Annotated in this window: 25 protein-coding genes and 1 riboswitch; of the genes, 16 read left to right on the top strand and 9 right to left on the bottom strand. The window is 69.9% G+C overall.

The window, feature by feature from the left end:
* Window positions 1-26: 26 nt before the first annotated feature.
* Window positions 27-455: an SRPBCC domain-containing protein gene (locus tag ACFWNN_RS06745; RefSeq protein WP_382438897.1), complete on the top strand. Its 429-nt coding sequence runs from the start codon at window positions 27-29 to the stop codon at window positions 453-455.
* 26 nt (window positions 456-481) lie between these two features.
* Window positions 482-1039 (top strand): TetR/AcrR family transcriptional regulator, encoded by a 558-nt coding sequence (locus ACFWNN_RS06740; RefSeq protein ID WP_382438896.1) that lies wholly within the window; start codon window positions 482-484, stop codon window positions 1037-1039.
* On the opposite strand, the gene ACFWNN_RS06735 is transcribed toward ACFWNN_RS06740, so the two are convergent.
* Window positions 986-1474 (bottom strand): MarR family winged helix-turn-helix transcriptional regulator, encoded by a 489-nt coding sequence (locus tag ACFWNN_RS06735; protein WP_382438895.1) that lies wholly within the window; start codon window positions 1472-1474, stop codon window positions 986-988. The genes ACFWNN_RS06740 and ACFWNN_RS06735 overlap by 54 nt on opposite strands.
* 95 nt (window positions 1475-1569) lie before the next feature.
* Here ACFWNN_RS06735 and ACFWNN_RS06730 point away from each other — a divergent pair, with 95 nt between their 5' ends.
* Entirely contained in the window at window positions 1570-2328 is a 759-nt protein-coding gene (locus ACFWNN_RS06730; RefSeq protein ID WP_382438894.1) for a DUF4142 domain-containing protein, read from the top strand.
* Window positions 2329-2508: 180 nt separating this feature from the next.
* The gene (locus tag ACFWNN_RS06725; protein WP_382438893.1) at window positions 2509-3687 is read left to right on the top strand and encodes an FAD-dependent oxidoreductase; all 1179 of its coding nucleotides are present in this window, start codon (window positions 2509-2511) and stop codon (window positions 3685-3687) included.
* Here the strand turns inward: ACFWNN_RS06725 and ACFWNN_RS06720 are convergent.
* Window positions 3653-4198 carry a TetR/AcrR family transcriptional regulator gene (locus ACFWNN_RS06720; protein WP_382438892.1) on the bottom strand — a complete coding sequence of 182 codons (546 nt, stop codon included), beginning with the start codon at window positions 4196-4198 and terminating at the stop codon, window positions 3653-3655. The two genes, ACFWNN_RS06725 and ACFWNN_RS06720, sit on opposite strands and share 35 nt — an antisense overlap.
* A gap of 59 nt (window positions 4199-4257) precedes the next feature.
* Here ACFWNN_RS06720 and ACFWNN_RS06715 point away from each other — a divergent pair, with 59 nt between their 5' ends.
* Window positions 4258-5166: an NAD-dependent epimerase/dehydratase family protein gene (locus tag ACFWNN_RS06715; protein WP_382438891.1), complete on the top strand. Its 909-nt coding sequence runs from the start codon at window positions 4258-4260 to the stop codon at window positions 5164-5166.
* Here ACFWNN_RS06715 and ACFWNN_RS06710 read toward each other — a convergent pair.
* Window positions 5163-5531, bottom strand: coding sequence for a winged helix-turn-helix transcriptional regulator (locus ACFWNN_RS06710; protein ID WP_382438890.1), 369 nt, complete (start codon window positions 5529-5531; stop codon window positions 5163-5165). The two genes, ACFWNN_RS06715 and ACFWNN_RS06710, sit on opposite strands and share 4 nt — an antisense overlap.
* An 85-nt stretch (window positions 5532-5616) precedes the next feature.
* Between ACFWNN_RS06710 and ACFWNN_RS06705 the strand changes: the two genes are divergently transcribed.
* Genes ACFWNN_RS06705 through ACFWNN_RS06685 form a run of 5 tightly spaced genes read left to right on the top strand, consistent with a single transcriptional unit; the run spans window position 5617 to window position 8920 of the window.
* The gene (locus ACFWNN_RS06705; protein ID WP_382438889.1) at window positions 5617-6012 is read left to right on the top strand and encodes a nuclear transport factor 2 family protein; all 396 of its coding nucleotides are present in this window, start codon (window positions 5617-5619) and stop codon (window positions 6010-6012) included.
* Window positions 6013-6064: 52 nt separating this feature from the next.
* Window positions 6065-7204 carry an AI-2E family transporter gene (locus tag ACFWNN_RS06700; RefSeq protein ID WP_382438888.1) on the top strand — a complete coding sequence of 380 codons (1140 nt, stop codon included), beginning with the start codon at window positions 6065-6067 and terminating at the stop codon, window positions 7202-7204.
* Window positions 7205-7230: 26 nt separating this feature from the next.
* Complete coding sequence (msrA, locus tag ACFWNN_RS06695; protein WP_382438887.1) at window positions 7231-7728, top strand: peptide-methionine (S)-S-oxide reductase MsrA; 498 nt, start codon at window positions 7231-7233, stop codon at window positions 7726-7728.
* A 50-nt stretch (window positions 7729-7778) separates the two neighbouring features.
* Window positions 7779-8204, top strand: coding sequence for an MOSC domain-containing protein (locus ACFWNN_RS06690; protein WP_382438886.1), 426 nt, complete (start codon window positions 7779-7781; stop codon window positions 8202-8204).
* Window positions 8201-8920 carry a polysaccharide deacetylase family protein gene (locus tag ACFWNN_RS06685; RefSeq protein WP_382438885.1) on the top strand — a complete coding sequence of 240 codons (720 nt, stop codon included), beginning with the start codon at window positions 8201-8203 and terminating at the stop codon, window positions 8918-8920. The genes ACFWNN_RS06690 and ACFWNN_RS06685 overlap by 4 nt, the downstream gene beginning before the upstream one ends.
* On the opposite strand, the gene ACFWNN_RS06680 is transcribed toward ACFWNN_RS06685, so the two are convergent.
* Window positions 8917-9789, bottom strand: a complete 873-nt coding sequence (locus tag ACFWNN_RS06680; RefSeq protein WP_382438884.1) for an SDR family oxidoreductase — start codon at window positions 9787-9789, stop codon at window positions 8917-8919. The two genes, ACFWNN_RS06685 and ACFWNN_RS06680, sit on opposite strands and share 4 nt — an antisense overlap.
* Window positions 9789-10514 (bottom strand): SDR family oxidoreductase, encoded by a 726-nt coding sequence (locus ACFWNN_RS06675; RefSeq protein ID WP_382438883.1) that lies wholly within the window; start codon window positions 10512-10514, stop codon window positions 9789-9791. Before ACFWNN_RS06675 ends, ACFWNN_RS06680 begins: the two co-directional genes overlap by 1 nt.
* Window positions 10515-10607: 93 nt before the next feature.
* Between ACFWNN_RS06675 and ACFWNN_RS06670 the strand changes: the two genes are divergently transcribed.
* Entirely contained in the window at window positions 10608-11279 is a 672-nt protein-coding gene (locus tag ACFWNN_RS06670) for a TetR/AcrR family transcriptional regulator (protein WP_382438882.1), read from the top strand.
* A gap of 1 nt (window position 11280) precedes the next feature.
* Here the strand turns inward: ACFWNN_RS06670 and ACFWNN_RS06665 are convergent, their stop codons facing one another.
* From ACFWNN_RS06665 to ACFWNN_RS06655, 3 genes are all read right to left on the bottom strand, one after another.
* Window positions 11281-12030, bottom strand: coding sequence for an NPP1 family protein (locus ACFWNN_RS06665; protein ID WP_382438881.1), 750 nt, complete (start codon window positions 12028-12030; stop codon window positions 11281-11283).
* A gap of 159 nt (window positions 12031-12189) precedes the next feature.
* Window positions 12190-14415 (bottom strand): 5-methyltetrahydropteroyltriglutamate--homocysteine S-methyltransferase, encoded by a 2226-nt coding sequence (gene metE, locus ACFWNN_RS06660; RefSeq protein ID WP_382438880.1) that lies wholly within the window; start codon window positions 14413-14415, stop codon window positions 12190-12192.
* A gap of 106 nt (window positions 14416-14521) precedes the next feature.
* A riboswitch (cobalamin riboswitch) is annotated at window positions 14522-14728 on the bottom strand.
* Window positions 14727-15293: a TetR/AcrR family transcriptional regulator gene (locus tag ACFWNN_RS06655; protein WP_382438879.1), complete on the bottom strand. Its 567-nt coding sequence runs from the start codon at window positions 15291-15293 to the stop codon at window positions 14727-14729. (Overlaps the previous riboswitch by 2 nt.)
* Before the next feature lie 77 nt (window positions 15294-15370).
* On the opposite strand from ACFWNN_RS06655, the gene ACFWNN_RS06650 reads away from it, so the two are divergent.
* Genes ACFWNN_RS06650 through ACFWNN_RS06630 form a run of 5 tightly spaced genes read left to right on the top strand, consistent with a single transcriptional unit; the run spans window position 15371 to window position 20018 of the window.
* The gene (locus ACFWNN_RS06650; RefSeq protein ID WP_382438878.1) at window positions 15371-16108 is read left to right on the top strand and encodes an enoyl-CoA hydratase/isomerase family protein; all 738 of its coding nucleotides are present in this window, start codon (window positions 15371-15373) and stop codon (window positions 16106-16108) included.
* On the top strand, window positions 16101-17477 hold the full coding sequence (locus tag ACFWNN_RS06645; protein WP_382438877.1) for an AMP-binding protein: 1377 nt from the start codon (window positions 16101-16103) through the stop codon (window positions 17475-17477). Before ACFWNN_RS06650 ends, ACFWNN_RS06645 begins: the two co-directional genes overlap by 8 nt.
* Window positions 17474-17863, top strand: coding sequence for an acyl-CoA thioesterase (locus tag ACFWNN_RS06640; RefSeq protein WP_382438876.1), 390 nt, complete (start codon window positions 17474-17476; stop codon window positions 17861-17863). Before ACFWNN_RS06645 ends, ACFWNN_RS06640 begins: the two co-directional genes overlap by 4 nt.
* A complete protein-coding gene (locus ACFWNN_RS06635) occupies window positions 17860-19425 on the top strand; it encodes an amidohydrolase (protein ID WP_382438875.1) in 1566 nt (521 codons plus the stop codon). The genes ACFWNN_RS06640 and ACFWNN_RS06635 overlap by 4 nt, the downstream gene beginning before the upstream one ends.
* Window positions 19413-20018 (top strand): hypothetical protein, encoded by a 606-nt coding sequence (locus tag ACFWNN_RS06630; RefSeq protein ID WP_382438874.1) that lies wholly within the window; start codon window positions 19413-19415, stop codon window positions 20016-20018. The genes ACFWNN_RS06635 and ACFWNN_RS06630 overlap by 13 nt, the downstream gene beginning before the upstream one ends.
* Here ACFWNN_RS06630 and ACFWNN_RS06625 read toward each other — a convergent pair.
* Entirely contained in the window at window positions 20004-20825 is an 822-nt protein-coding gene (locus tag ACFWNN_RS06625; protein WP_382438873.1) for a siderophore-interacting protein, read from the bottom strand. The genes ACFWNN_RS06630 and ACFWNN_RS06625 overlap by 15 nt on opposite strands.
* Window positions 20826-20845 lie beyond the last annotated feature (20 nt).

The following is a 20845-nucleotide window of genomic DNA, read 5'->3' as shown; positions in this document are numbered from 1 at the left end:
TTGTTGTCCTGAGTGGAGGAACCGTCGTGAGCGTGGACCGGATCGAACGCGAGACCCTGATCGAGGCGCCGCTGGACCGCGTCTGGCAGCTGGTGACCGAGCCGGGGTTCTGGGTGGCGTCCCAGCCGTCCGGCAGCGCGGTCGCGGGGGAGACGACCGTGTGTCACCACGACCAGTACGGCGACTTCCCGGTGCGGGTGGTGACCGTGACGCCGCAGACGTTCGTGTCCTACCGGTGGGCCAGCGCGTTCGGCGGGCAGGAGCTGAGCGAGGACAACACGACGCTGGTCGAGTTCACGCTGACGCCCGAGGGCTCGGCGGTGCGGCTGAAGGTCGTGGAGAGCGGGTTCGCGTCGCTGGCCGGCTCGGAGGAGCTGCGCGCGCAGGCCCACAGCGACAACACCGGGGGCTGGGCCGAGGTGCTCGACGCGTTCGTGAAGCGAGCTGAAAGCTGAGTCGGTCGGCGAGCTAGGTTGATCGGGTGCCCAACTCAGCCGACCGCGGCCGCCGCACCCGTGAACAACTGATCGACGCCGCCGCCGCACTCGTCGGCGAGGTCGGCTGGGGTGCGGTGACCACGCGGCTGGTCGCCGAACGGGCGGGCGTCAACGCCGCGCTCGTGCACTACCACTTCGCGTCGGTGTCCGACCTGCTCTCGACGGCCGCGCTGCGGTTCGCCACCCGGATCCTGGCCGAGTCGGCGGACGCGGTGCGGGCCGTGCCGCCGGCCGAGGGGATCGACCGGATCTTCGCGGACCTCGCCCGCTTCACCGGCACCGATCCCGAGTCGTTGCTGTTGGCCGAGGCGTTCCTCGCGGCGCACCGGCTGCCGGCCTTGCGGGACGGTCTGTCGGCGCTGGTCGCGGACTTCCGGGCGCGGATCGCCGACTGGCTGCGGTCCTCGGGTGTGCCGGACGCGGACGCGGTGGCGTTGTTGCTCGGCGCGGCCATCGACGGGCTCGTGCTGCACCGGGCGCTGGACCCGTCAGTCGACTTCGGCGTGGTCGCGGGACCGTTGCGGCGCCTCGTCGGCGGCTGACCAGCGCGGTTCGCCACCGGCCTCGGCGAACGCGGTCAGCGCCTCGACCAGGCCGTGCCGCAGGTGCTCCGGCATGCGGGCGACGATCGTGCTCACCTCGACCCGGCGCCGCGCCATCACCTCGCGGACGACCCGGCCGCCCTCGGCGCTCACCACGACCACGACCTCGCGTTTCGTGGCGGGGTTCGGCGCGCGGTCGACCATGCCGGACGTGATCAGCCGGTCGATCATGCGCTTGGCCGTGGACGGGTTGACCTGGAGGAGGTCGGCGAGTGCGGTGAGGCTCATCGGGCCGCGGCTGTCGAGCAGGACGACCATCCGGAACTGCGGCAGCGTGAGCGTCTCCTCGACGGCGGCCAGTGAGCGCGCCGAGACGGCCACCAGCAGGCGGGACGCGGTGAGGACCGCGTCGGTCAGGTCGTCGACATCGCTCACCCGCCTAGTTCTACAGGGCTCGTCGCGGGTAACGAAACGATAAACATTGCACTGTGCAACGGTCGGGCCGTCGGGGTCTGTCCGTAACCCCCGGCATGCGCATACTCCTCGTCGCCGTGCTGACGTTGTTGCTGGGCGCGCAGCCCGCGGTCGCGCAGCCGGACCTCGGACCCGACTACGTGCAGACCGCGTTCGGGCCGATGGGCCCGGCCGGCCGCGACCTGCTCCAGAAGGTGGCTCTGGCGGGGTTGTGGGAGGGGCCCGCCGGGCGGATGGGGCTGGAGAAGTCGGCGAACCCGAAGGTGCAGGAGGCCGGGCGGCACCTCATCGAGGGGCACGCCGACCTCGACCGCCGCACCCTGGACCTCTCCCGCACGTTCGGCGTGCAGCTGCCGACGCAGCCGAACGAGTCGCAGCAGGGCTGGCTGAACGAGATGCAGGCCGCGCCCGCGCGCAGTCAGGAGTTCGACCGGGTCTTCGCGAACCGGCTGCGGGCGGCGCACGGCGTGGTCTACAAGTTCCTCGCCACCGTGCGCACCGGCACCCGCAACACGGCGATCCGCGACTACGCCAAGGTCTGTATGGACACCGTGCTGGACCACATGACGGTGCTCGAAGCGACCGGGATGGTCGACTTCGCCGACACCGAGGCGATCCCGCTGGCGCTCGTCGCGCAGCCGTCCTCGATCGCGCCCACGCCGTCGATCCCGCCGTTGCCGCAGCAGTACCAGCAGGCGCAGCCGCAGGAGCGGGGGATCCCGGACGGCGCGATCGGGCTGGGGGTGTTGGCGCTGGTCGTGGCCGGGTTGTGGTTCTGGACCAGTGGTCGGAGCAGCAGAAAGATGCATCCCTAGGGCCTGCGTCGAGGTCCGGGTCCGCGATAGCCGGGCCTGAGGCGGCCCCTTGCGGCGCGACCGGACGACCCACGTACGACTCCGGTATGCGGGCCGCCCGGCCGCACCGCCAGGAACCACCTCAGGCGCGACTCTCATCGAACCCGGACCTCGACACAGGCCCGGTGCTAGATTGGGCATATGCCTAAGTCGAGTGCCCAACAGCGTGCGTTGATCGTCGGAGCGGGGATCGCCGGGCTCGCGTCCGCCTGGTGGCTGGAACGCGCGGGGTGGGACGTCCTCGTGGTGGAGAGGGCGCCGTCGTTCCGCGCGGGCGGCTACATGATCGATTTCTTCGGGCCGGGTCACGAGGTGGCGCGGCGGATGGGTCTGTTACCTGCCCTGGAACGGCGGCGGGCGCCGATCTCGTCGGTGACCAGCGTGGACTCGCGCGGGCGCAAGCGGAGTGAGATCTCCACGGCGGCGTACGAGGCCGTGGCGGACGGGGTGATCAGCCTGCTGCGCGGGGACCTGGCCGAGGTGATCCGCGACGACCTGCGCTCGCCGATCCGGTACGGCGCCACGGTGTCGGCGGTGGACGACGGGCGGGTGACGTTCGCGGACGGGTCGGTCGGGGAGTTCGACCTGGTCGTGGGGGCGGACGGGGCGCACTCGAAGGTCCGTGAGCTGGTGTTCGGGCCGGACGCGGAGTTCGTGCGCTACCTCGGGCACCACACGGCGGCGTTCTCGTTCCGGGACGTGGAGCTGAGCGCGCGGATCGGGTACCGCTACCAGATGCTGACCGTGCCGCACCGGATGATCGGGTGCTACGCCGTGCGGGACGGGTCGATGGCCGCGCTGATGCTCTACCGGTCGGAGTCGCCGGAGCTGCCTGCCAACCCCGCGGCGGCGTTGCGGGCGCGGTTCGGCGACCTCGGCTGGGTCGCGCCGGAGCTGCTTTCGGTGGTGCCGGACGACGTCTACTACGACGAGGTGTCCCAAGTGGACGTGCCGGTGTGGCATCGCGGCAAGGTCGTGCTCGTCGGGGACGCGGGTGGCGCGGTGTCGTTGTTCGCGGGGCACGGCGCGTCGCTCGCTATGACCGGCGCGCACGTGCTGGCGGAGGAGCTCGCGGCCGGGTTCGACGGGGCGTTCGACCGGTATCAGGCGCGGGTGAAGCCCGTGGTCGAGCACACCCAGGAGTTCGGGCGGCGGTTCATCGGCTGGATGGCGCCCGCGTCGCGGTGGCGGATCTCGGTGCGGGACATGGCGTTCCGGCTCTCCGGGCTGCCCGTCGTGCGGAACCTGATCCGCGGTTCGGTGACGCCGGACGTCGACGGCGTGCTCACACCTTCAGCACCCGCAGGCACAGCCTCCTGAGCACCTCGCGCAGCTCGTCGTCGGTCAGGTGGGGGAACGCGGCGATCACCGGGCCGACGTCGCTCACCGCGAACCACGCGGCCCGCTGGTCGTCGGTCGGCTCCGGGCCGTAGATCAGCTCGATGGCCAGGCTGGAGAGGCGTGCCAGCTCGGCGTTGATCCGCTCGTTGCGGCGCACGCTCGGATCGGTCTGGCCGAGCGGTGACAACGCCCTGTTGCCGATCACCTGGTCCACGAAACCGTCGACGAGGTGTTCGGTGCGCGCCCGCTTGCCCTTGATCTTCGCGGCGTCCGCGATCAGCACGTCGAAGAACGCGATGTTGTTGTCCAGCAACGCTTCCAGGATCGCGGACTTGGTGCGGAAGTAGTAGTAGACGTTCGCCTTCGTCACGTCCATCTCGTCCGCGATCGTCTGCAGCGACGTCGCGTCGTACCCGTGGGCGGCGAACAGCTTCCGCGCTGTGACGAGGATCGTCGCACGGGTGCGTTCGGCTTGCGCGGCACGGGTCATGCGGCGATGGTACAGTCAGTTTCGTTAGCCGAATGGCTAATGAAACTCTTGGAGGAGTCATGACCGTCCTGGTGACCGGTGGCACGGGGTTCGTGGCCGGCTGGACCATCGCCGCGTTGCTGGAGCAGGGCTACGAGGTGCGCACGACCACGCGCGGGCGGCGTCCGGCCGTGCCCGGGAAGTACGAGGTGGTCAAGGCCGACCTGATGTCCGACGAGGGCTGGGCCGAGGCCATGAAGGGCGTCCGGTACGTCCTGCACGTCGCCTCGCCCATGACCGGCGGCGACGACCTGGTCGGGCCGGCGCGCGACGGGACGTTGCGGGTGCTGCGGTTCGCGGTGGAAGCCGGTGTGGAGCGGGTGGTGATGACGTCGTCGTGTGCCGCCGCGACGCCACCCCAGAACGCCACCGGGTCGTTCGACGAGGCGACGTGGACCGACCCGTCCAGGGTGAGGATCGACGAGTACCGCCGGTCGAAGCTGCTGGCCGAGCAGGCCGCGTGGGAGTTCATGCGCGGCAAGGAGACCTCGCTGGTGACGGTGCTGCCCGGCGCGGTCTTCGGGCCGATCCAGACGCGCGACAACATGGGGTCCGTGCGCGTGATCGAACGCGTCATGGGCGGCATGCCGGGCGTGCCGCGGATCGGCCTCAACATCGTCGACGTGCGGGACGTCGCCGACCTGCACCTCCGTGCGATGACGGCGCCGGACGCGGCGGGGGAGAGGTTCATCGCCGTCAGCGAGTTCATGTGGATGGCCGACGTGGCACGCGCGTTGGACGTGCCCTCACGCGAGATGCCGAACTTCGTCGTGCGCGCGGCCTCGGTGGTGGCCAAGGACATGCGGCCGTTGGTGCCCATGCTCGGTCGCAACTACACGTACTCGCACGACAAGGCGTCGTCGATGCTCGGCTGGGCCCCGCGCCCGGCCCGCGACACTGTGCTGGAGTGCGCGGCGAGCCTGCGCTAACGGGCGTCGTAGACCTCGCGGTTGGTGAGCACCTCCGCGATGTGGTCCTCGGCCCAGCGGCACAACGCGAGCAACGGCTCGTGCAGCGTGAAGCCGAGTTCCGTGAGCTCGTACTCGACGCGTGGCGGCACCTCGGCGTACACGTGCCGGGTGATCAGCCCGTCCCGTTCGAGGTCCCGCAACGTCTCGGTCAGCACCTTGCCGCTGATGCCGTCGAGCTGCGTCTTGAGGTCGCCGAACCGCGTGCGGCCGTTGCCCAGCACCGAGACCGCCATCGCCGTCCACTTGTTCGCGATGCGGGCGAGGCTCGTGCGGGACGGGCAGGTCGCGGCGAGCACGCTCCAGTCCGGCATGGTCTGTGACATGGCGCACACCCGTCCATTAGTTACGTTGAGGTAATTGGTTACTTTTGGTGAGCATAGGCCAACCCCAACGAAATGGAGAAGGCCCATGACCACCCCGCTCGCCGTCGTCACCACCTACTTCGAGGCCCTGGAGTCCGGTGACCTCGCCACCGTCGCCGCCCAGTTCGCCGACGACGTCGTGTGGCACCAGCCGGGCGACAACCGGTTCTCCGGCGTCCACCGCGGCAGCGAGGCCGTCGGCGCCATGATCGGCGGGATGATGGAGGTGTCCGAGGGCACGTTCTCGTTGAAGCGCAACGCCCCGCTGATGGTCAACGGCGACACCGTGGCCGCGCCGGTGCACTGGACGGCCAAGCGGTCCGGCGCCGAGATGGACGGCGTCGGCGTCGACCTGATGCGCGTCGCCGACGGCAAGGTCGTCGAGGTGTGGCTGTTCACCGCCGACCCGGCCGAGGAGGACGCGTTCTGGGGTCAGGGATGAATTCGGCGCGTCCCGCCACCCGAACGGGCTAGATCACGACACACTGTGCGTCGTGGAACGGGATCGCAGGTGGGCGGACAAGGGTGAGGCGATCGGGCACGGCGTGAGCTGGCTCGCGCGGTGGAGTCTGCGGACGGCACTGGCCGCCCTCGGCTTCTGGATGGTCTTCTGGCTGATCGGGCAGCTGTGGGTGGTCGTCATGCCCGTGCTGCTCGGCCTGCTGATCACCACGGTGCTGTGGCCGCCGGCGCGCTGGATGATGTCGAAGGGCCTCAACTCGGCGCTGTCGGCCACGATCGTGCTGATCGTCGGCCTCGGCGTGCTCGGCGGCGTGATCGCGGCGATCTCGTCGTCGATCGCCTCCGGTGTGCCGGAGATCGCGCAGAGCGCGCAGAAGGCCGTGCAGCAGTTGCAGGACTGGGCGTCCGGGCCGCCGTTCAACCTGAAGGACACCGACCTCGACCGCCTGATCTCGCAGGGCGTCGACCAGATCAAGTCGAGCATCGGCTCGATCGCGGGCGGCCTGCTGACCGGCGCGGGCGCGGTGACGTCCGGCGTGGTCACCGGCCTGGTGGCGCTGCTGCTGGCGTTCTTCTTCGTCAAGGACGGCGTGCGCTTCACGCCCTGGGTGCGTTCGGTGATCGGCGAGCGCGCGGGCGGCCACGTCACCACCGTGCTGGAGCGGGTCTGGGTGACGCTCGGCAGCTTCATCCGCAGCCAGGCCATCGTCTCGCTGATCGACGCCGTCTTCATCGGCCTCGGCCTGGTGATCCTGGGCGTGCCGCTCGCGATCCCGCTGGCCGCGCTGACGTTCCTCGGCGGCTTCATCCCGATCATCGGCGCGTTCATCGCCGGCGCCCTGGCCGTGCTGGTGGCGCTGGTCAGCAACGGCCTGACCACGGCCATCATCATGCTGGTGATCGTCATCGTGGTGCAGCAGGTCGAGGGCAACGTCCTGCAGCCCATCCTGCAGTCCCGCAGCCTGCGCCTGCACGCGGCGGTGGTGTTGCTCGTCGTCACCGCGGGTACCTCGTTGTACGGCATCGCGGGCGCGTTCTTCTCCGTCCCGGTCGCCGCGGCCGTGGCCGTCGTCATGCGCTACCTGGGCGAAGTCATCGAGGCCAGGTCCGTAATAGTTACGTCACAACCTGACGGGGATGAACCGGGGGAGACCGAACGTTCTCCTGAGTGAAGACCTGACGAAGAGGAGTTGTCACTGTGACGGAGAAGGCAGTTCTCGCGGGCGGCTGTTTCTGGGGCATGCAGGACCTGTTCCGCCGCCACCCCGGCGTCGTCTCCACCCGCGTCGGCTACACCGGCGACACCAGCACGCCGAACGCGACGTACCGCAACCACGGCACCCACGCCGAGGCCATCGAGATCACGTTCGACCCGGAGAAGCTCTCCTACCGGCAGATCCTGGAGTTCTTCTTCCAGATCCACGACCCGTCGACCCGCAACCGCCAGGGCAACGACATCGGTGCCAGCTACCGGTCGGCGATCTTCTTCACCGACGACGCCCAGAAGAAGGTGGCGGAGGAGACGATCGCCGCGGTCGACGCCTCGGGCAAGTGGCCGGGCAAGGTCGTGACCGAGGTCGTGCAGGAGTCCGACTTCTGGCTGGCCGAGCCGGAGCACCAGGACTACCTGGAGCGCTACCCCAACGGGTACACGTGCCACTACGTGAGGCCGGAATGGCAGCTCGGCGAGAAGTAGAGGTCGTCGGTCTGCACGTTTCCGCGGTGCACGCGTTCGAGGGTCGTCCGGTGGACGGCCCTCGAGCCGATTCCGGGCCCGTTTCACGGGAGTGCGTCGAGGTGCGGGCCCGGCTCGGGATCGTGGGGGACCGGTACTTCAACCAGGCCGCCCACCGCAACGCCGCGGTCACGTTCATCTCGGCCGAGTCGCTGGAGCCCTGGGACGTGGATCCGTTGGTGGCGCGGCGGAACGTCGTGGTGCGCGGGTTCGACGTGGACTCGTTGCCCCGAGGGACCGTGTTCAGCCTCGACTCCGGGGACGGGCCGGTCCGCTTCGAGGTCGGACGGCCGGCCAACCCCTGCGCCTGGATGGACCAGGTGATCGCGCCGGGGGCGTTCCGGGGGTTGCGGGGCAAGGGCGGGATCCGGTGCGTGCCGCTGGACTCCGGGGTGGTGCGTACCGGGAAATCCTCTGTGGTCATAGTGAGCGCATGAAGTGGTTGCGCCGCAAGCCAACGATCATCGTGGCGGTTAGTCTCACCTTAGTGCTGGTGGCCGCCGGCTCCCTGTGGAACATCGGCAGCTCCCGCACCTACCAGTTCTTCGGCGACCTCGTCGACCGCGTCGAGACCAACGACAGGATCGTGGCCCTCACCTTCGACGACGGGCCCGATCCCGCCGGTGCCCCGCAGGTCCTGGACCTGCTGAGGGCCGAGGGCGTCCCGGCGACGTTCTTCCTGATGGGCCGCGATCTCAGCCGGCACCCCGACCTCGGCGCGCGGATCGCGCAGGCCGGGCACGAGATCGGCAACCACACCTACAACCACCAGCGGATGATCGGCGTCAGCTCCGAGACCGTCGCGAAGGAGGTCGAGGACACGGACGCCGAGATCCGGAAGACCGGGTACCAGGGGGACATCCACTTCCGGCCGCCCAACGGCAAGAAGCTCTTCGCGTTGCCCCGGTACCTCGAACAGCACAACCGGACCACGGTCATGTGGGACGTGGAGCCGGACTCCGAGGGAACGCCCAGCGCGCAGGAGATCGCCCAGCAGACGCTGAAGGAAGTGACGCCCGGCTCGATCATCCTGCTGCACCCCATGTACGCGGCGCGGGACCAGACGCGTCAGGCCTTGAAGCCCATCATCACGGGCCTCAAGGAGCGCGGGTACCGGTTCCTCACGGTGTCCGCGCTCCTGTCCTCCCGTTAGATCAGGTCCGCCAGCTCGACCCGGCGCAGGAACTCGCCGCGGACGCGGTCGGCCACCGCGTTGACGACCTCGGCGCCGTCCTGGGACGGGTCGACGTGCACCCGGAACGGGGGCTTCTCGGCGCCCACCACGTCCACGATCGCGTCGGCCACGGCGGTCACGTCCGCCCACGAGGGTTCCAGTTCGGCGAGACGGGCTCCGACCTGGTCCATCAGGCCGGGGTAGAACTCCTCGTACTCGGCGGCACGCGAGGTGTCGGCCGGCGAGCCGCTGTGCGCGAAGTGGTTGGTGCCGTGGGTGAAGGCGCCCGGGACGACGATGGTGGTCTCGATGCCGAAGCGGAGCAGTTCGGCGCGGTACGAGACGGCGAGGGCGTCCATCGCGGCCTTGGCGGCGAAGTACGGCGCGAGGTACGGGGGCGTGCCGCCGCGCGTCGAGCTGGAGCCCACCCACACGACGTGGCCGGAGTGCTGCCCGCGCAGGTGAGGGAGTGCCGCGCGGTTCACCCGCTGGGTGCCCAGGACGTTGACGTCGTAGAGGGCGGCGTACTGGTCCGGGGTGAAGGCCTCGGCCGGGCCGGTGACCATGTGGCCCGCGTTGTGCACGACCACGTCGAGCCTGCCCTGCTCCAGGATGATCGAGCCGATCGCGGCGTCGGCGGACTCCTGGGACTGCACGTCGAGCTCGACCGCGTGCACGTCGGCCTTGTTGTCGGTGCCGAACGCCTGGAGATCGGCGACGGCCTGAGCGTTGCGGCCCGCGGTGTCGCGCATGCCCGCGTAGACGGTGTGGCCCGCGAGGGCCAGCTTGCGGACCGCCAGCGCGCCGAAACCGCTGGACGCTCCCGTGACGACGATGACCTCGCCCATCAGATGATGCCTCCGTTCGCACGAATGGTCTGGCCGTTGACCCACCGGGCGGGGCCGGCCAGGAAGGAGATGACCTCGGCGATGTCCGAGCCCTGGCCCAGGCGCTCCAGGGGCGGCTGCTTCGCGAGGGTGTCGATCGTGGCCTGGTCCTTGCCGTTCAGGAACAGGTCGGTGGCCGTGGGGCCGGGGGCGACGGTGTTCACGGTGATGTCGCGGCCGCGCAGTTCGCGGGCGAGGATCAGGGTGAGCGCCTCGACGCCGCCCTTCGACATCGCGTAGGCGCCGTACTGCGGGAAGCGCAGGCCCACGACCGACGACGAGATGTTGATGACCGCGCCACCGTTGCGGAGCCTGCGGGCGGCCTGCTGGCCGATGATGAACGTGCCGCGGGCGTTGGTGCGCATGATCTTGTCGAACGTGTCGAGGTCCATGTCCGCGACGGTGCCGAGCGGCATGATGCCCGCCGAGTTCACCACGACGTCCACGCCGCCGAACGTGTCCTCGGCCAGCTGGAACGCGGCGGCCACGGCGTCCTCGTCGCCGACGTCACCCTGCTGGGCGACGGCCTGACCGCCCTGGGCCCTGATGCCGTCGACGACCTCGTCGGCGGCGGTCTTGTTGCCGGCGTACACGATGACGACGGCCTGTCCGTCGGCGGCGAGGCGTTCGGCGGCTGCCCGCCCGATGCCCCTGGATCCGCCGGTGACGATCGCAACGCGAGTCATGTCAGTGCTCCTAGCTGGTGTTTCCGCTGTTACGAGATAGAACGTATCACTGATATCGAATCAGCGCTACCTCTGATGTGTTATCGTCGTTACATGGACACGAGAGAGCGCCTTGTGAAGGCCGCGGCCGACCTGCTGATCGAGGGTGGCAAGGAAGCGGTCTCCACGCGCGCGGTGGCGTCCGCGGCGGGGGTGCAGGCGCCCACGTTGTACCGGCTGTTCGGCGACAAGGACGGGCTGCTCGACGCGGTCGCGGGGTACGGGTTCGCCGACTACCTGGCGTCGAAGCACGCGATGGGGGCCACCGGCGACCCGGTCGGCGACCTGAGGCGCGGCATGGAGCTGCACATCGGCTTCGGTCTCGCGATGCCGGCGTTCTACCTGCTGATGTACGGCGAGCCGCGCAAGCGCGAGGCGCGGCTGGAGGCGGACGCGATGCTCCGCGAGATCATCAGCCGCATCGCGTCGGCGGGCCGGTTGGCGGTCCCCGTCGAGCAGGCGGCGCAGTTCGTGCACGCGGCGGGCATGGGCGTCGTGCTGGCGCTGATCGCGACGCCCGAGGCGGAACGGGACCTGAGCCTGATCGCGTTCACGCGGGAGAAGGTGATCGCGGCGATCACGACGGACGCCGCGCCGGAGGAGTCGACGGACATCCCGAGCCGCGCGATCGCACTGCGCACCGCATTGGCAGAGGACCCGCCCCTGATGCTGTCTCCAGCGGAACGGGTCCTCCTGGCCGAGTGGCTCGACCGCGTCGCGAAGTAGGTCAGGCGTTCGGGTCGAACGGGATGCCCGCCGGCTTCGAGATGCTCAGGTTGTAATTGAACGCGCTGTCCTTGATCGCCAGGGACGCGCTGCCGAAGTTCGCGTTCACGAGCTTGTCGCGCACCCCGGCCGGGAAGCGGTCCCAGCTGACCAGGTCGGGGTACTGGTAGACCCCGTAGTGGTTCTCCGCCTGCTCGCCCGAGTTCGCGAGCCGGAAGCAGTGCGTGCTGGCACCGTCCTTGTGGTAAATGATCTTCGGGTGGGTGCCTTCCCACTGCACGTTCGCGCGCGGGTGCACCTTGTACTTGCCGTGCTCCGAAGTCGCGACGAACTGCGCCACGTCGTTCTGCACCCACACGACCACGTGCTCGATGTCGTGGCGGTGGCCGCAGCAGTCCAGGAACGGAACGGCCTGGTCCTTCTCGAAGTACAGGTCGTACAGGTAGGCGCACCAGCCGTTGTTGCACTTGGAACGGCTGTAGGAGTTGGTGTTGTCCAGGTCTGCCTTGTCGTGGCAGTCACCCCACAGCTGGCCCGAGTTCTTCAGGCCGGGCGCGATGTCACCGTTGGGCGAGATCGCCGGCGTGGGGTAGCAGCCGTCGCCGTCGTAGTCGAAGGCCGGCTGCCACTTGCCGTCGGCCTCCTCGTAGTTGGCGGGGATGGCCTGGGGTGGGGCGGCGAACGCGACGCCGGGGACCAGTGCCGTGATCAGCAGGGCGCCGGCGAGCGCGGACAGGAGTTTCTTCCTCAACAGAGGCCTCCGGGGTGCAGGGGTAACTAAAGAGGCTTGCGAGGCAGACGGTGGTATATGAACCACCTTCACGTCTAGGTGCTTGGCCAAATCTTTGCCGTACCGGGAAATTCACAGCCCTGGAACGGAATCGATCACGTCCCAGGGCTGCTCAGGGCGTTACCGCAGGTCGGCGCGCACCCGGTTGGCCGCGGCGACCAGGTTCCGCAACGCGGGCTCCACCTCGGCGTAACCGCGCGTCTTCAGGCCGCAGTCGGGGTTGATCCACAAACGTTCACCTGGCACCGCCCGCACCGCCTCGGTGATCAGCGCGACGACGTCGTCCTCCGTCGGCACCAGCGGCGAGTGGATGTCGTAGACGCCGGGACCGATGCCGCGCGGGAAGTCGAGGCCCTCCAGGATCTCCATCTTGGACCGGGCGGCCTCGATCGTGGTGACGTCGGCGTCGAGGTCCGAGATCGCGCCGATCACCTCGCCGAACTCCGAGTAGCACAGGTGCGTGTGGACCTGCGTGCCCGTCGTGGCGCCCGAGGTGGCGAGCCGGAACGCGCCCACCGACCACTCCAGGTACGCCGCCTGGTTCTTCTCCCGCAACGGAAGCAGCTCGCGCAACGCCGGTTCGTCGACCTGGATGATCCGGATGCCGGCGGCCTCCAGGTCGCTGATCTCGTCCCGCAGCGCCAGCGCGACCTGGGCCGCGGTGTCGGCGAGCGGCTGGTCGTCGCGCACGAACGACCACGCGAGGATCGTGACCGGACCGGTCAGCATGCCCTTGACCGGCTTGGACGTCAGCGACTGCGCGTAGGTGCTCCACGCGACGGTCATCGGCTTCGAGCGGGAGACGTCGCCGTGGATGATCGGCGGCCGCACGCACCGCGAGCCGTAGGACTGGACCCAGGCGAACTCCGTGCCGGCAAAGCCTTCCAGGTGTTCGGCGAAGTACTGGACCATGTCGTTGCGCTCGGGTTCGCCGTGCACCAGCACGTCCAGGCCGATGTCCTCCTGGAGGTCGATCACGCGCCCGATCTCGTCGCGCATCCGCTGCCCGTACTCGTCCTCGGTGATGTCGCCCTTGCGGACCGCGGCGCGCGCCTTGCGGATGTCGCCGGTCTGCGGGAACGAGCCGATCGTCGTGGTGGCGAGTGGCGGCAGGCCGAGCCGTTCCTGTTGGGCGGCAGCGCGTTCCGCGTACGGCGCGCGGGTGCGGTGCTCGGGCCTGAGCGCCTCGATGCGGGCCCTGACGTGGTCGTCGCGGCGCGGCTGCGGGAGGTCGCGCTTCGCCTCGTCGGCCCAGGCGCCGTCGGCCCCGGTGCGCAGGGCCTGACCGAGCAGCACGATCTCGCGGACCTTCTGCCGGGCGAACGCCAGCCGCGCCTGGACGTCCGGGTCGAGGGTCTCGGCTTCGAGGTCGTACGGCACGTGCAGGAGCGTGGAGGACGACGAGACGACGACCTCGCGGGCGGACCCCAGCAGGGACGCGGCCTTCGCCAGTGCGGCGTGCAGGTCGGTGCGCCAGACGTTGCGGCCGTCGACCAGCCCGGCGACGAGGATCTTGTCGCGCATCGCGGGGACCGTGACCGACGCGTCCGGCGCGCTGACGAGGTCGACGCCGATCGCCTCGACCTGCGACTCGGCGAGGATCCCGAACGCCTCGCCGAGGTCGCCGTAGTAGCCGGTGACCAGCAACTTCGGCCGTCCGGGCAGGCCGCCCAGCGTCCGGTACGCGCGGCGCAGGGCGTCGAGCTCGGCGGGGGAGCGGTCGGCGGCGAACGCGGGTTCGTCGAGCTGCACCCACTCGACGCCCTCGACGCGCAGCCTGCCGAGCAGTTCGACGTAGGCCTCCACCAGGCCGTCGAGCAGGTCCAGGGGCTGGAAGTCCGGGACCGTGCTCTTGGCCAGCAGCAGGTAAGTGACCGGGCCGAGCAGCACCGGCCTGGTCGTGACGCCGAGTGCGAGGGCCTCGCGGTACTCGGCGATCGGCTTGTCGGTCGCCAGCCGGAACTCGGTGTCCGGGCCCAGTTCCGGCACGAGGTAGTGGTAGTTGGTGTCGAACCACTTGGTCAGTTCGAGCGCCTGCGCGCCGTCCCGGCCGCGGGCCGCCGCGAAGTAGGTGTCCAGTTCGGACAGTCCGAGGTCGCGGAACCGGTGCGGGACGGCGCCGAACAGCTGGGTGGTATCGAGCACCTGGTCGTAGAACGAGAACGTGTTCGACGGGATCGAGTCCAGTTCGGACAGTTCGGCCCAGGTCTGCGCGCGCAGTTCCCGGGCGGTCTGCTGGAGCGCGGCTTCGTCGATCTTGCCGGCCCAGTACTGCTCGACGGCGCGCTTGAGTTCGCGCTTCGGGCCGATCCGGGGGTAGCCGAACACGGTGCTGCCGATGGTCACAGGCTCTCTCCTCGCGAGCGTGCGGAAGCACCGGAGTCACTCGCAGCGAGGCAGCACGAAGCCTGCCCGTCAGCCCGCCCGAGAGGCTCCGGAGCAGCGCGCACCGGGTGGTGCGCGCACCTGCGGCAGGTCTTCGGACTCGTGGGCGTGACGCACGCTCCTACCGGCCGTCGCTTCCCAGGTCGTGAGACCCAGTGCTGTGTTGACGGCTTTCGTTCCCACTCACCGCTGCGGGGCAGTCCCGGACTCGCACCGGGTTCCCTTTTGCTCCACCCGGGACGAGCCCGGGTGAACCGCTGGCGTGATCGAGACTAGCGGTCCGCGCCGAGCATGCCCAGCGCCATGGTGCCGTACTGAATGGTGAGATCCCTCAACTCCAGCGGGCCGTCCGGTGAGTACCACCGGGACACCCCGCTGCACATCTCCAGCAACGCGAGCCGCGCGACGCTCGGTTCGCCGACGGTGAGCTTCTTGGCCTTCACGCCGTCGACGATCGCGTCCTGCCAGACCTGCTCGTAGCGGTCGCGCAACGCCACGATCTCCGCCCGCCGCTCGCCCGTCAGCGCCCGCATCTCGCCGTCCACGACCGCGGTCTCGCGCGGCTTCTCGGCGTGCGCGCGGACGTGCATCTCGACCAGCGCGACGATCCGGGTGGTCTCGTCGGGCTCGGCGGCGATCGCCTCGGCCTTCGTGATCAGGTCGGTGAGGCTGGTCCGCATGATGCTGACCAGCAGGTCTTCCTTGGTGCCCATGTAGTGGTAGAGCGTCGCGGACGAGAGTCCGGCGGCCTGCGCGAGGTCGCGGATGCCGGTGCCGTGGAAGCCGCGTTCGGCGAACAACCGCACGGCGGCCTCGCGGACCCGTTCCTCCGTCGTCATCGGTTGCCTCCTCTTGACCGGCTGTTCGCGGCCACTCTAGCGTGAGGCCCAATCGATCGATCGATCGAAGGGGAGCGATGACCGTCGACTACGCGTGCCACGAGGGTGTGGCCGTGCTGCGCCTGAACCGTCCGGAACGGCTGAACGCCGTGGTCCCGGCCCTGGTGGACGACCTGCTGGCGGCGTTTCGCCGCGCTGCCGCCGAGGCTCGTGTTGTCGTGCTGGCCGGGCGCGGGCGGTCGTTCTGCGCCGGCCACGATCTCAAGGAGCCGGTGCCGGCCGAATCGGTGCTGGAGACGCGGGCACGGCTGGAGCGGATCCAGGACGTGACGCGGGCCGTGCGGGACTTCCCCGGCGTCGTGATCGCGGCGGTGCACGGCTACGCGCTCGGCGCCGGCTGCGAGTTCGCGCTGGGGTGCGATCTGGTGGTGGCGCACGAGGACGCGCGGTTCGGGTTCCCCGAGGTCAGCGTGGGGTTGAGTGTGACGGGCGGGATCTCGGCGCTGCTGCCGCGGATGGTCGGGTTGCCGCGAGCCAAGGAGCTCTTGCTGCTGGGGGAACGGGTTTCGGCTCAGCGCGCCCACGAGCTGGGGCTGATCAACCGCGTCACGACCGACCACGAGAAGACCGCGCTGGAGCTCGCCGGGGAGATCGCTTCCCGGCCGCCGGTCGCGGTGTCGCTCGCCAAGCGCGTGCTGGACCTCGGCGCGGACGCGTCGCTGGAGGCCGCGCTGGCGACGGAGGTCGATCACGCGATCCTGACCAGCCTGTCCGGGGAGAACGAGGCTCCGCGCGAGGAGTTCGGCCGTGGCTGACCTCCTCTCGGCGTTGCGCACGGCGGTCACGCGCTGGCCGGACAAGGTCGCGTGGACGTTCGATCCGGGCGGCTCGTTCACGTTCGCGGAGATCGACGGCCTGTCCGACGGGTACGCGCAGGCGTTGCGGGACAGGGGGATCCGCGCGGGGGACCGGGTCGCGATCATGCTCCGGAACGTGCCGGAGTTCCCGCTGGTGTGGTTCGCTTTGGTCAAGCTCGGCGCGACGGCCGTGCCGCTCAACGTCAAGTACCGGTCGGCAGACGCCGGTCACGTGCTGCGGACCGCCGAGGTCGCCGCGGTGGTGAGCACCGAGGAGTTCCGGCCGTTGCTCGCTTCGCACGTCGTGCACTACGTGGAGGCACTGGAACCCGTCGAGGGCTTCGTGCAGGGGCCGGTGTCCGCGCCGGTCAGCCTCCAGTTCACGTCGGGCACCAGCGGGAAGCCGAAGGCCTGCGTCCTGTCGCACTCCTACTGGACGACGCTCGGTGGCAGCCTGGTCGAGTACTTCCCCTACCTGTCGTCCGATGACGTGATGCTGACGGCGCAACCGTTCCACTACGTCGATCCACAGTGGAACGTCGTGGCCGCGTTGCTCGCCGGCGCACATCTCGTCGTGCTGGACGGCTTCCACCCGTCGTCGTTCTGGGCGAAGGTGCGCGAGCACGGCGTCACCTACTTCTACTGCCTCGGCGCGATGCCGACTTTGCTGCTGCGCATGCCTCCTGACCCGCTGGACCGCGAGCATTCCGTGCGGGTTGTACAGGCCTCGGCGATCCCGCCCGCCTTGCACGCCGAGTTGGAAGAACGGTGGGGCGTCGGCTGGTTCGAGGCGTTCGGCATGACCGAGACCGGCGCCGATCTGCGGATCACGGCTGTCGACCACGACCGGTTCGTCGGCACGGGATGCCTCGGGCTGCCCGCCCCGCACCGCGAGGCCAAGATCGTCGACGGCGAGCTGTGGCTGCGCGGCCCCGGGATGATGGACGGTTACCTCGGGCTGCCCTCGCCGTTCGCCGACGGCTGGTTCCGCACCGGCGACCTCGCCCGGATGGACGAAGGCCGTGTCTACCACCTGGGGCGCAGCAAGGACATGATCCGGCGCAGCGGCGAGAACGTGGCGGCGCACGAGGTCGAGGAAGTCCTGATGTCGCATCCCTCCGTGCGCCTCGCGGCCGTGGTCGGCGTGCCGGACGACATTCGCGGTGAGGAGGTGAAAGCGTTCGTGGTCGGGGAAGTCACTGATCAGGAGCTCGCCGAGTACTGCGCGGAAAGGTTGGCCTCGTTCAAGGTTCCGCGTTACTGGGAGTTCCGCGAAGATCTACCGCGCACCCCTTCCGAACGCGTCGCCAAGGAGTTGCTGCGGTGAGCTTTCACTTCGAGAGCCCTGTCTACTTCGACGAGCTGGACCTCAACGGCACACTGCACAACTCGCGCTTCGCCCTGCACGTCGAGCGCGCCCAGTCGGCGTTGTTCGAGTCGATGGGCTTCGGCTGGTCCACCTACGCCGACCGCGACCCGGACCTGAACTACGTGGTGAAGGAGCTGCACATCGAGTTCAACGCGGCCTTCACCGCCCCCGGCGTCCTACCGGTCGAGATCACCGCCGACCGCATCGGCACCACCAGCGCCCGCTACGGGTTCCGCTGCGGCCGGTACGCCTCCGGCCACCGCGTGATCGTCAAGGTGGGCCAGGACGGCCGTCCCGCGGCCTGGAGCGACTGGTACCGCATGGCCTTCGAAGGACTCTCATGATCAAGGCGGACCTGCTGCTCACGAACGCCGAGTTCGTCACCCTGGACGGCCCGGCGACCGCCATCGCGGTGCTGGGCGACCGGATCGTGGCCCTGGAGGAGGTCCCGGCCCGCGAGGTGGTCGACCTCGGCGGCGCCGTGGTGACCCCGGGCTTCCACGACGCCCACAACCACATGGCGTGGTTCGGCCTCACACTGTCCGAAGTGGACTGCCGGGTCTCGTCGCTCGACGACCTGTACGCGGCCGTGGCGGATGCACCGGACGGCGAGTGGGTCGTGGGGTACGGCTACGACCAGAACAAGTGCGGCGGTCACCCCACCCGCGACGGCCTCGACCGCGTCGCCCGCGGCCGCAAGGTGTGGATCAAGCACACGTCCGGCCACATGTGCGTGGTCAACACCCCGGTCCTGGAAGCACTGGGCCTCGCCGACCACCCGGTCGACGTCTCCGGCGGCCTCGTCGTCACGGACGCGGCGGGCCGCCCCACCGGCCTCCTGCAGGAACAGGCCCAGCAACTGGTCAACCCGCTCGTCCTGCCGTACCCGGTCGACACCCTGGTGGACGCGATCGACCGAGCGGGCCGCGTGTACCTGAGCGAGGGCATCACGAGCTGCGTCGAGGCAGGCATCGGCGGCGGCTGGATCGGCAAGTCCCCGGTGGAACTGGAGGCCTACCACCGCGCCCGCGAACAGAACCGCCTGCACGTCCGCGTCGAACTCATGATCGCCGCCGACGCCCTGCACGACATCACCGAACTGGGCCTGGGCCTCGACCTGGGCATCCGAACCGGCTTCGGCGACGACTGGCTGCGCATAGGCCCGACCAAGATCTTCTCCGACGGCTCCCTGATCGGCCACACCGCCGCGATGTGCCACGACTTCGCCGACACCCCGGGCAACCACGGCTACCTCCAGGACGACGCGGAAGCGTTGCGCGCCAGGATCATCGCCGCCCACCGGGCAGGCTGGCGCGTGGCCACCCACGCCATCGGCGACGCCGCCATCGACCTGGTCCTCGACGCCTACGAAGAGGCCCAGCGCCAGACCCCGCGCCCGGACGTCCGCCACCGCGTCGAACACTTCGGCGTCTCCCGCCCGGACCAGGTGAAGCGAGCCTTCGAGCTGGGCGTGATCCCCGTCCCCCAGGGCCGTTTCGCCAACGAGATAGGCGACGGCATGCTCCGGGCACTGGGCCCGGACCGCACGCCCTGGGCCTACCGCCAACGCTCACTGCTCGACGCCGGCCTGACCGTCCCGGGCAGCTCGGACCGCCCGGTCGTCACCGGTGCCCCGCTCCTGGGCATGCACGACATGGTCAACCAGCGCACGTCCTCCGGCGCCAGCTTCAACCCGGCCGAAGCCGTCACGGGCCTGGAAGCGTTGCGCGCCTTCACCCACGGCTCCGCCTACGCCTGCAAACAGGAACACCTCAAAGGCACCCTGACCCCGGGCAAGCTCGCCGACCTGACCGTGCTGTCCGGCAACCCGACGACAACAGACCGCATCAAGGACATCCAAGTGCTGCGCACGATGGTGGGAGGGCAGTTCCGATGGAGCTCGTAGCCGCGTCGACCCTGACCCCGGCCGAACTGACCGCCGTAGAACAGATCTACTTCGACGGCTTCGAACCCCACCTCCGCGCCCCGTTCGACAACCTCCTGGCCGACACCGCCCTGGTGCTGATGGACGACAAGCCCCAGGGCCTGGCGGTGCTGCGGGTGCTGGGCGACACCGGCTGGGTCTACCTGCGCTACTTCACCGTGGGGGAGAAGGGCAAAGGCCTCGGCGAACACCTCTGGACCCACCTCCGCACCGCCATGACGAGCGCGGGCCACACCCGCATCGTCTACGACGTCGAAGACCCGGCCCAGCACGGCATCGACGAGGCGGAGGAACGAATCCGCCACCGCCGCATCGCGTTCTACCGCCGCCTGGGCGCCGTCCTGCTGCCGGTCAACGGCTACCTGCCGCCCCAGGGCAGCGCCGGTTACCCGATGCTCCTGATGGCCGCCGACTACGTCGCCCAGACCCCGGCGGCGGCCGACGACCTGGAGCGCATCGTGGTCGCCGTCTACGAACATCGCTACGGCGTCGCTCCGACGGACCCGGTCGTGGCCAGGACGCTCCGGCTCAGCGGCGTGTCACTCGCGCGCTGACCCGACCTTCCAGTAGCCGCTGAACATGATCGCCTTGCGGTCCACCCCGCGGTCCTTCACCAGGCGCCGCCGCACCCCGGTCGCGAGGGCCGACTCCCCGCACGCCCACGCGTACTCCACAGTGGACAGCGCCTTGTCCTGGATCGCCTTCAGCACGGCCGATCCGGGCTCGCCGTCGCCGCGGTACACCCACTCCGCGTCGAGCTCGACGCGGTAGGACTCGTCCGGCACCTCGACGAACACGTGCAGCGGCCGCGTCTCCACCTCCAGGATCGCGGCGAGCGCGGGCAACGCCGTCTCGTCCGCCGCGAGCAGCACGGCGCCCTCGGCCGGTGGCCGGTAGGCGGAACCGCCCGCGCGGAAGCCCGCCTGGTCGCCGGCGATGGCGCGGCGGGCCCAGCGGGTGCCGGGGCCGGCGTCGCCGTGCACCACGAAGTCGACGTCGATCTCGGCCACCTCCGGCCGGTGCGCGCGGACCGTGTACCAGCGCAGGTCCGGGCGCGTGTCCTCCGGCATGGCGCGCAGGGAGGTGCGGACGTTGATGCGGTCGTCGGGTGGCATGACGAGGTCGCGGCCGGTCGCCATCAGGAGGCCGAAGTACTCGTCGGGGCCCGTCACCGCGAACGACGAGAACCCCGGCGCGTGGAAGGTGATCCGGCGCATGTGGTCGCTGAGCTCGGTCACGGCCGTGACGGTCATGACGAACTGGTCGAAGACCTCGCGGCGGTTCGCGGGGGCCATCACCATCTCGGCGGCCTTGGTGGCGGCCTTGAGGGTGAACCTCTCGAAGGCGGAGTAGCGCGACATGGGAGCAACGTACACCTTTG

Source organism: Lentzea sp. NPDC058450 (assembly GCF_042721395.1).
Lineage (GTDB): Bacteria > Actinomycetota > Actinomycetes > Mycobacteriales > Pseudonocardiaceae > Lentzea.
This window is presented reverse-complemented; position numbering and strand designations above follow the sequence as displayed.

Excerpts from the sequence above, each read along its gene's own strand:
- ACFWNN_RS06670 (WP_382438882.1), top strand. The coding sequence starts at position 10,608 with ATGGACACGAGAGAGCGCCTTGTGAAGGCCGCGGCCGACCTGCTGATC.
- ACFWNN_RS06730 (WP_382438894.1), top strand. The coding sequence starts at position 1,570 with ATGCGCATACTCCTCGTCGCCGTGCTGACGTTGTTGCTGGGCGCGCAG.
- ACFWNN_RS06635 (WP_382438875.1), top strand. The coding sequence starts at position 17,860 with ATGATCAAGGCGGACCTGCTGCTCACGAACGCCGAGTTCGTCACCCTG.
- ACFWNN_RS06650 (WP_382438878.1), top strand. The coding sequence starts at position 15,371 with ATGACCGTCGACTACGCGTGCCACGAGGGTGTGGCCGTGCTGCGCCTG.
- ACFWNN_RS06715 (WP_382438891.1), top strand. The coding sequence starts at position 4,258 with ATGACCGTCCTGGTGACCGGTGGCACGGGGTTCGTGGCCGGCTGGACC.
- ACFWNN_RS06655 (WP_382438879.1), bottom strand. The coding sequence starts at position 15,293 with ATGACGACGGAGGAACGGGTCCGCGAGGCCGCCGTGCGGTTGTTCGCC.
- ACFWNN_RS06630 (WP_382438874.1), top strand. The coding sequence starts at position 19,413 with ATGGAGCTCGTAGCCGCGTCGACCCTGACCCCGGCCGAACTGACCGCC.
- ACFWNN_RS06725 (WP_382438893.1), top strand. The coding sequence starts at position 2,509 with ATGCCTAAGTCGAGTGCCCAACAGCGTGCGTTGATCGTCGGAGCGGGG.
- ACFWNN_RS06685 (WP_382438885.1), top strand. The coding sequence starts at position 8,201 with ATGAAGTGGTTGCGCCGCAAGCCAACGATCATCGTGGCGGTTAGTCTC.
- ACFWNN_RS06625 (WP_382438873.1), bottom strand. The coding sequence starts at position 20,825 with ATGTCGCGCTACTCCGCCTTCGAGAGGTTCACCCTCAAGGCCGCCACC.
- ACFWNN_RS06705 (WP_382438889.1), top strand. The coding sequence starts at position 5,617 with ATGACCACCCCGCTCGCCGTCGTCACCACCTACTTCGAGGCCCTGGAG.
- ACFWNN_RS06720 (WP_382438892.1), bottom strand. The coding sequence starts at position 4,198 with ATGACCCGTGCCGCGCAAGCCGAACGCACCCGTGCGACGATCCTCGTC.
- ACFWNN_RS06675 (WP_382438883.1), bottom strand. The coding sequence starts at position 10,514 with ATGACTCGCGTTGCGATCGTCACCGGCGGATCCAGGGGCATCGGGCGG.
- ACFWNN_RS06680 (WP_382438884.1), bottom strand. The coding sequence starts at position 9,789 with ATGGGCGAGGTCATCGTCGTCACGGGAGCGTCCAGCGGTTTCGGCGCG.
- ACFWNN_RS06710 (WP_382438890.1), bottom strand. The coding sequence starts at position 5,531 with ATGTCACAGACCATGCCGGACTGGAGCGTGCTCGCCGCGACCTGCCCG.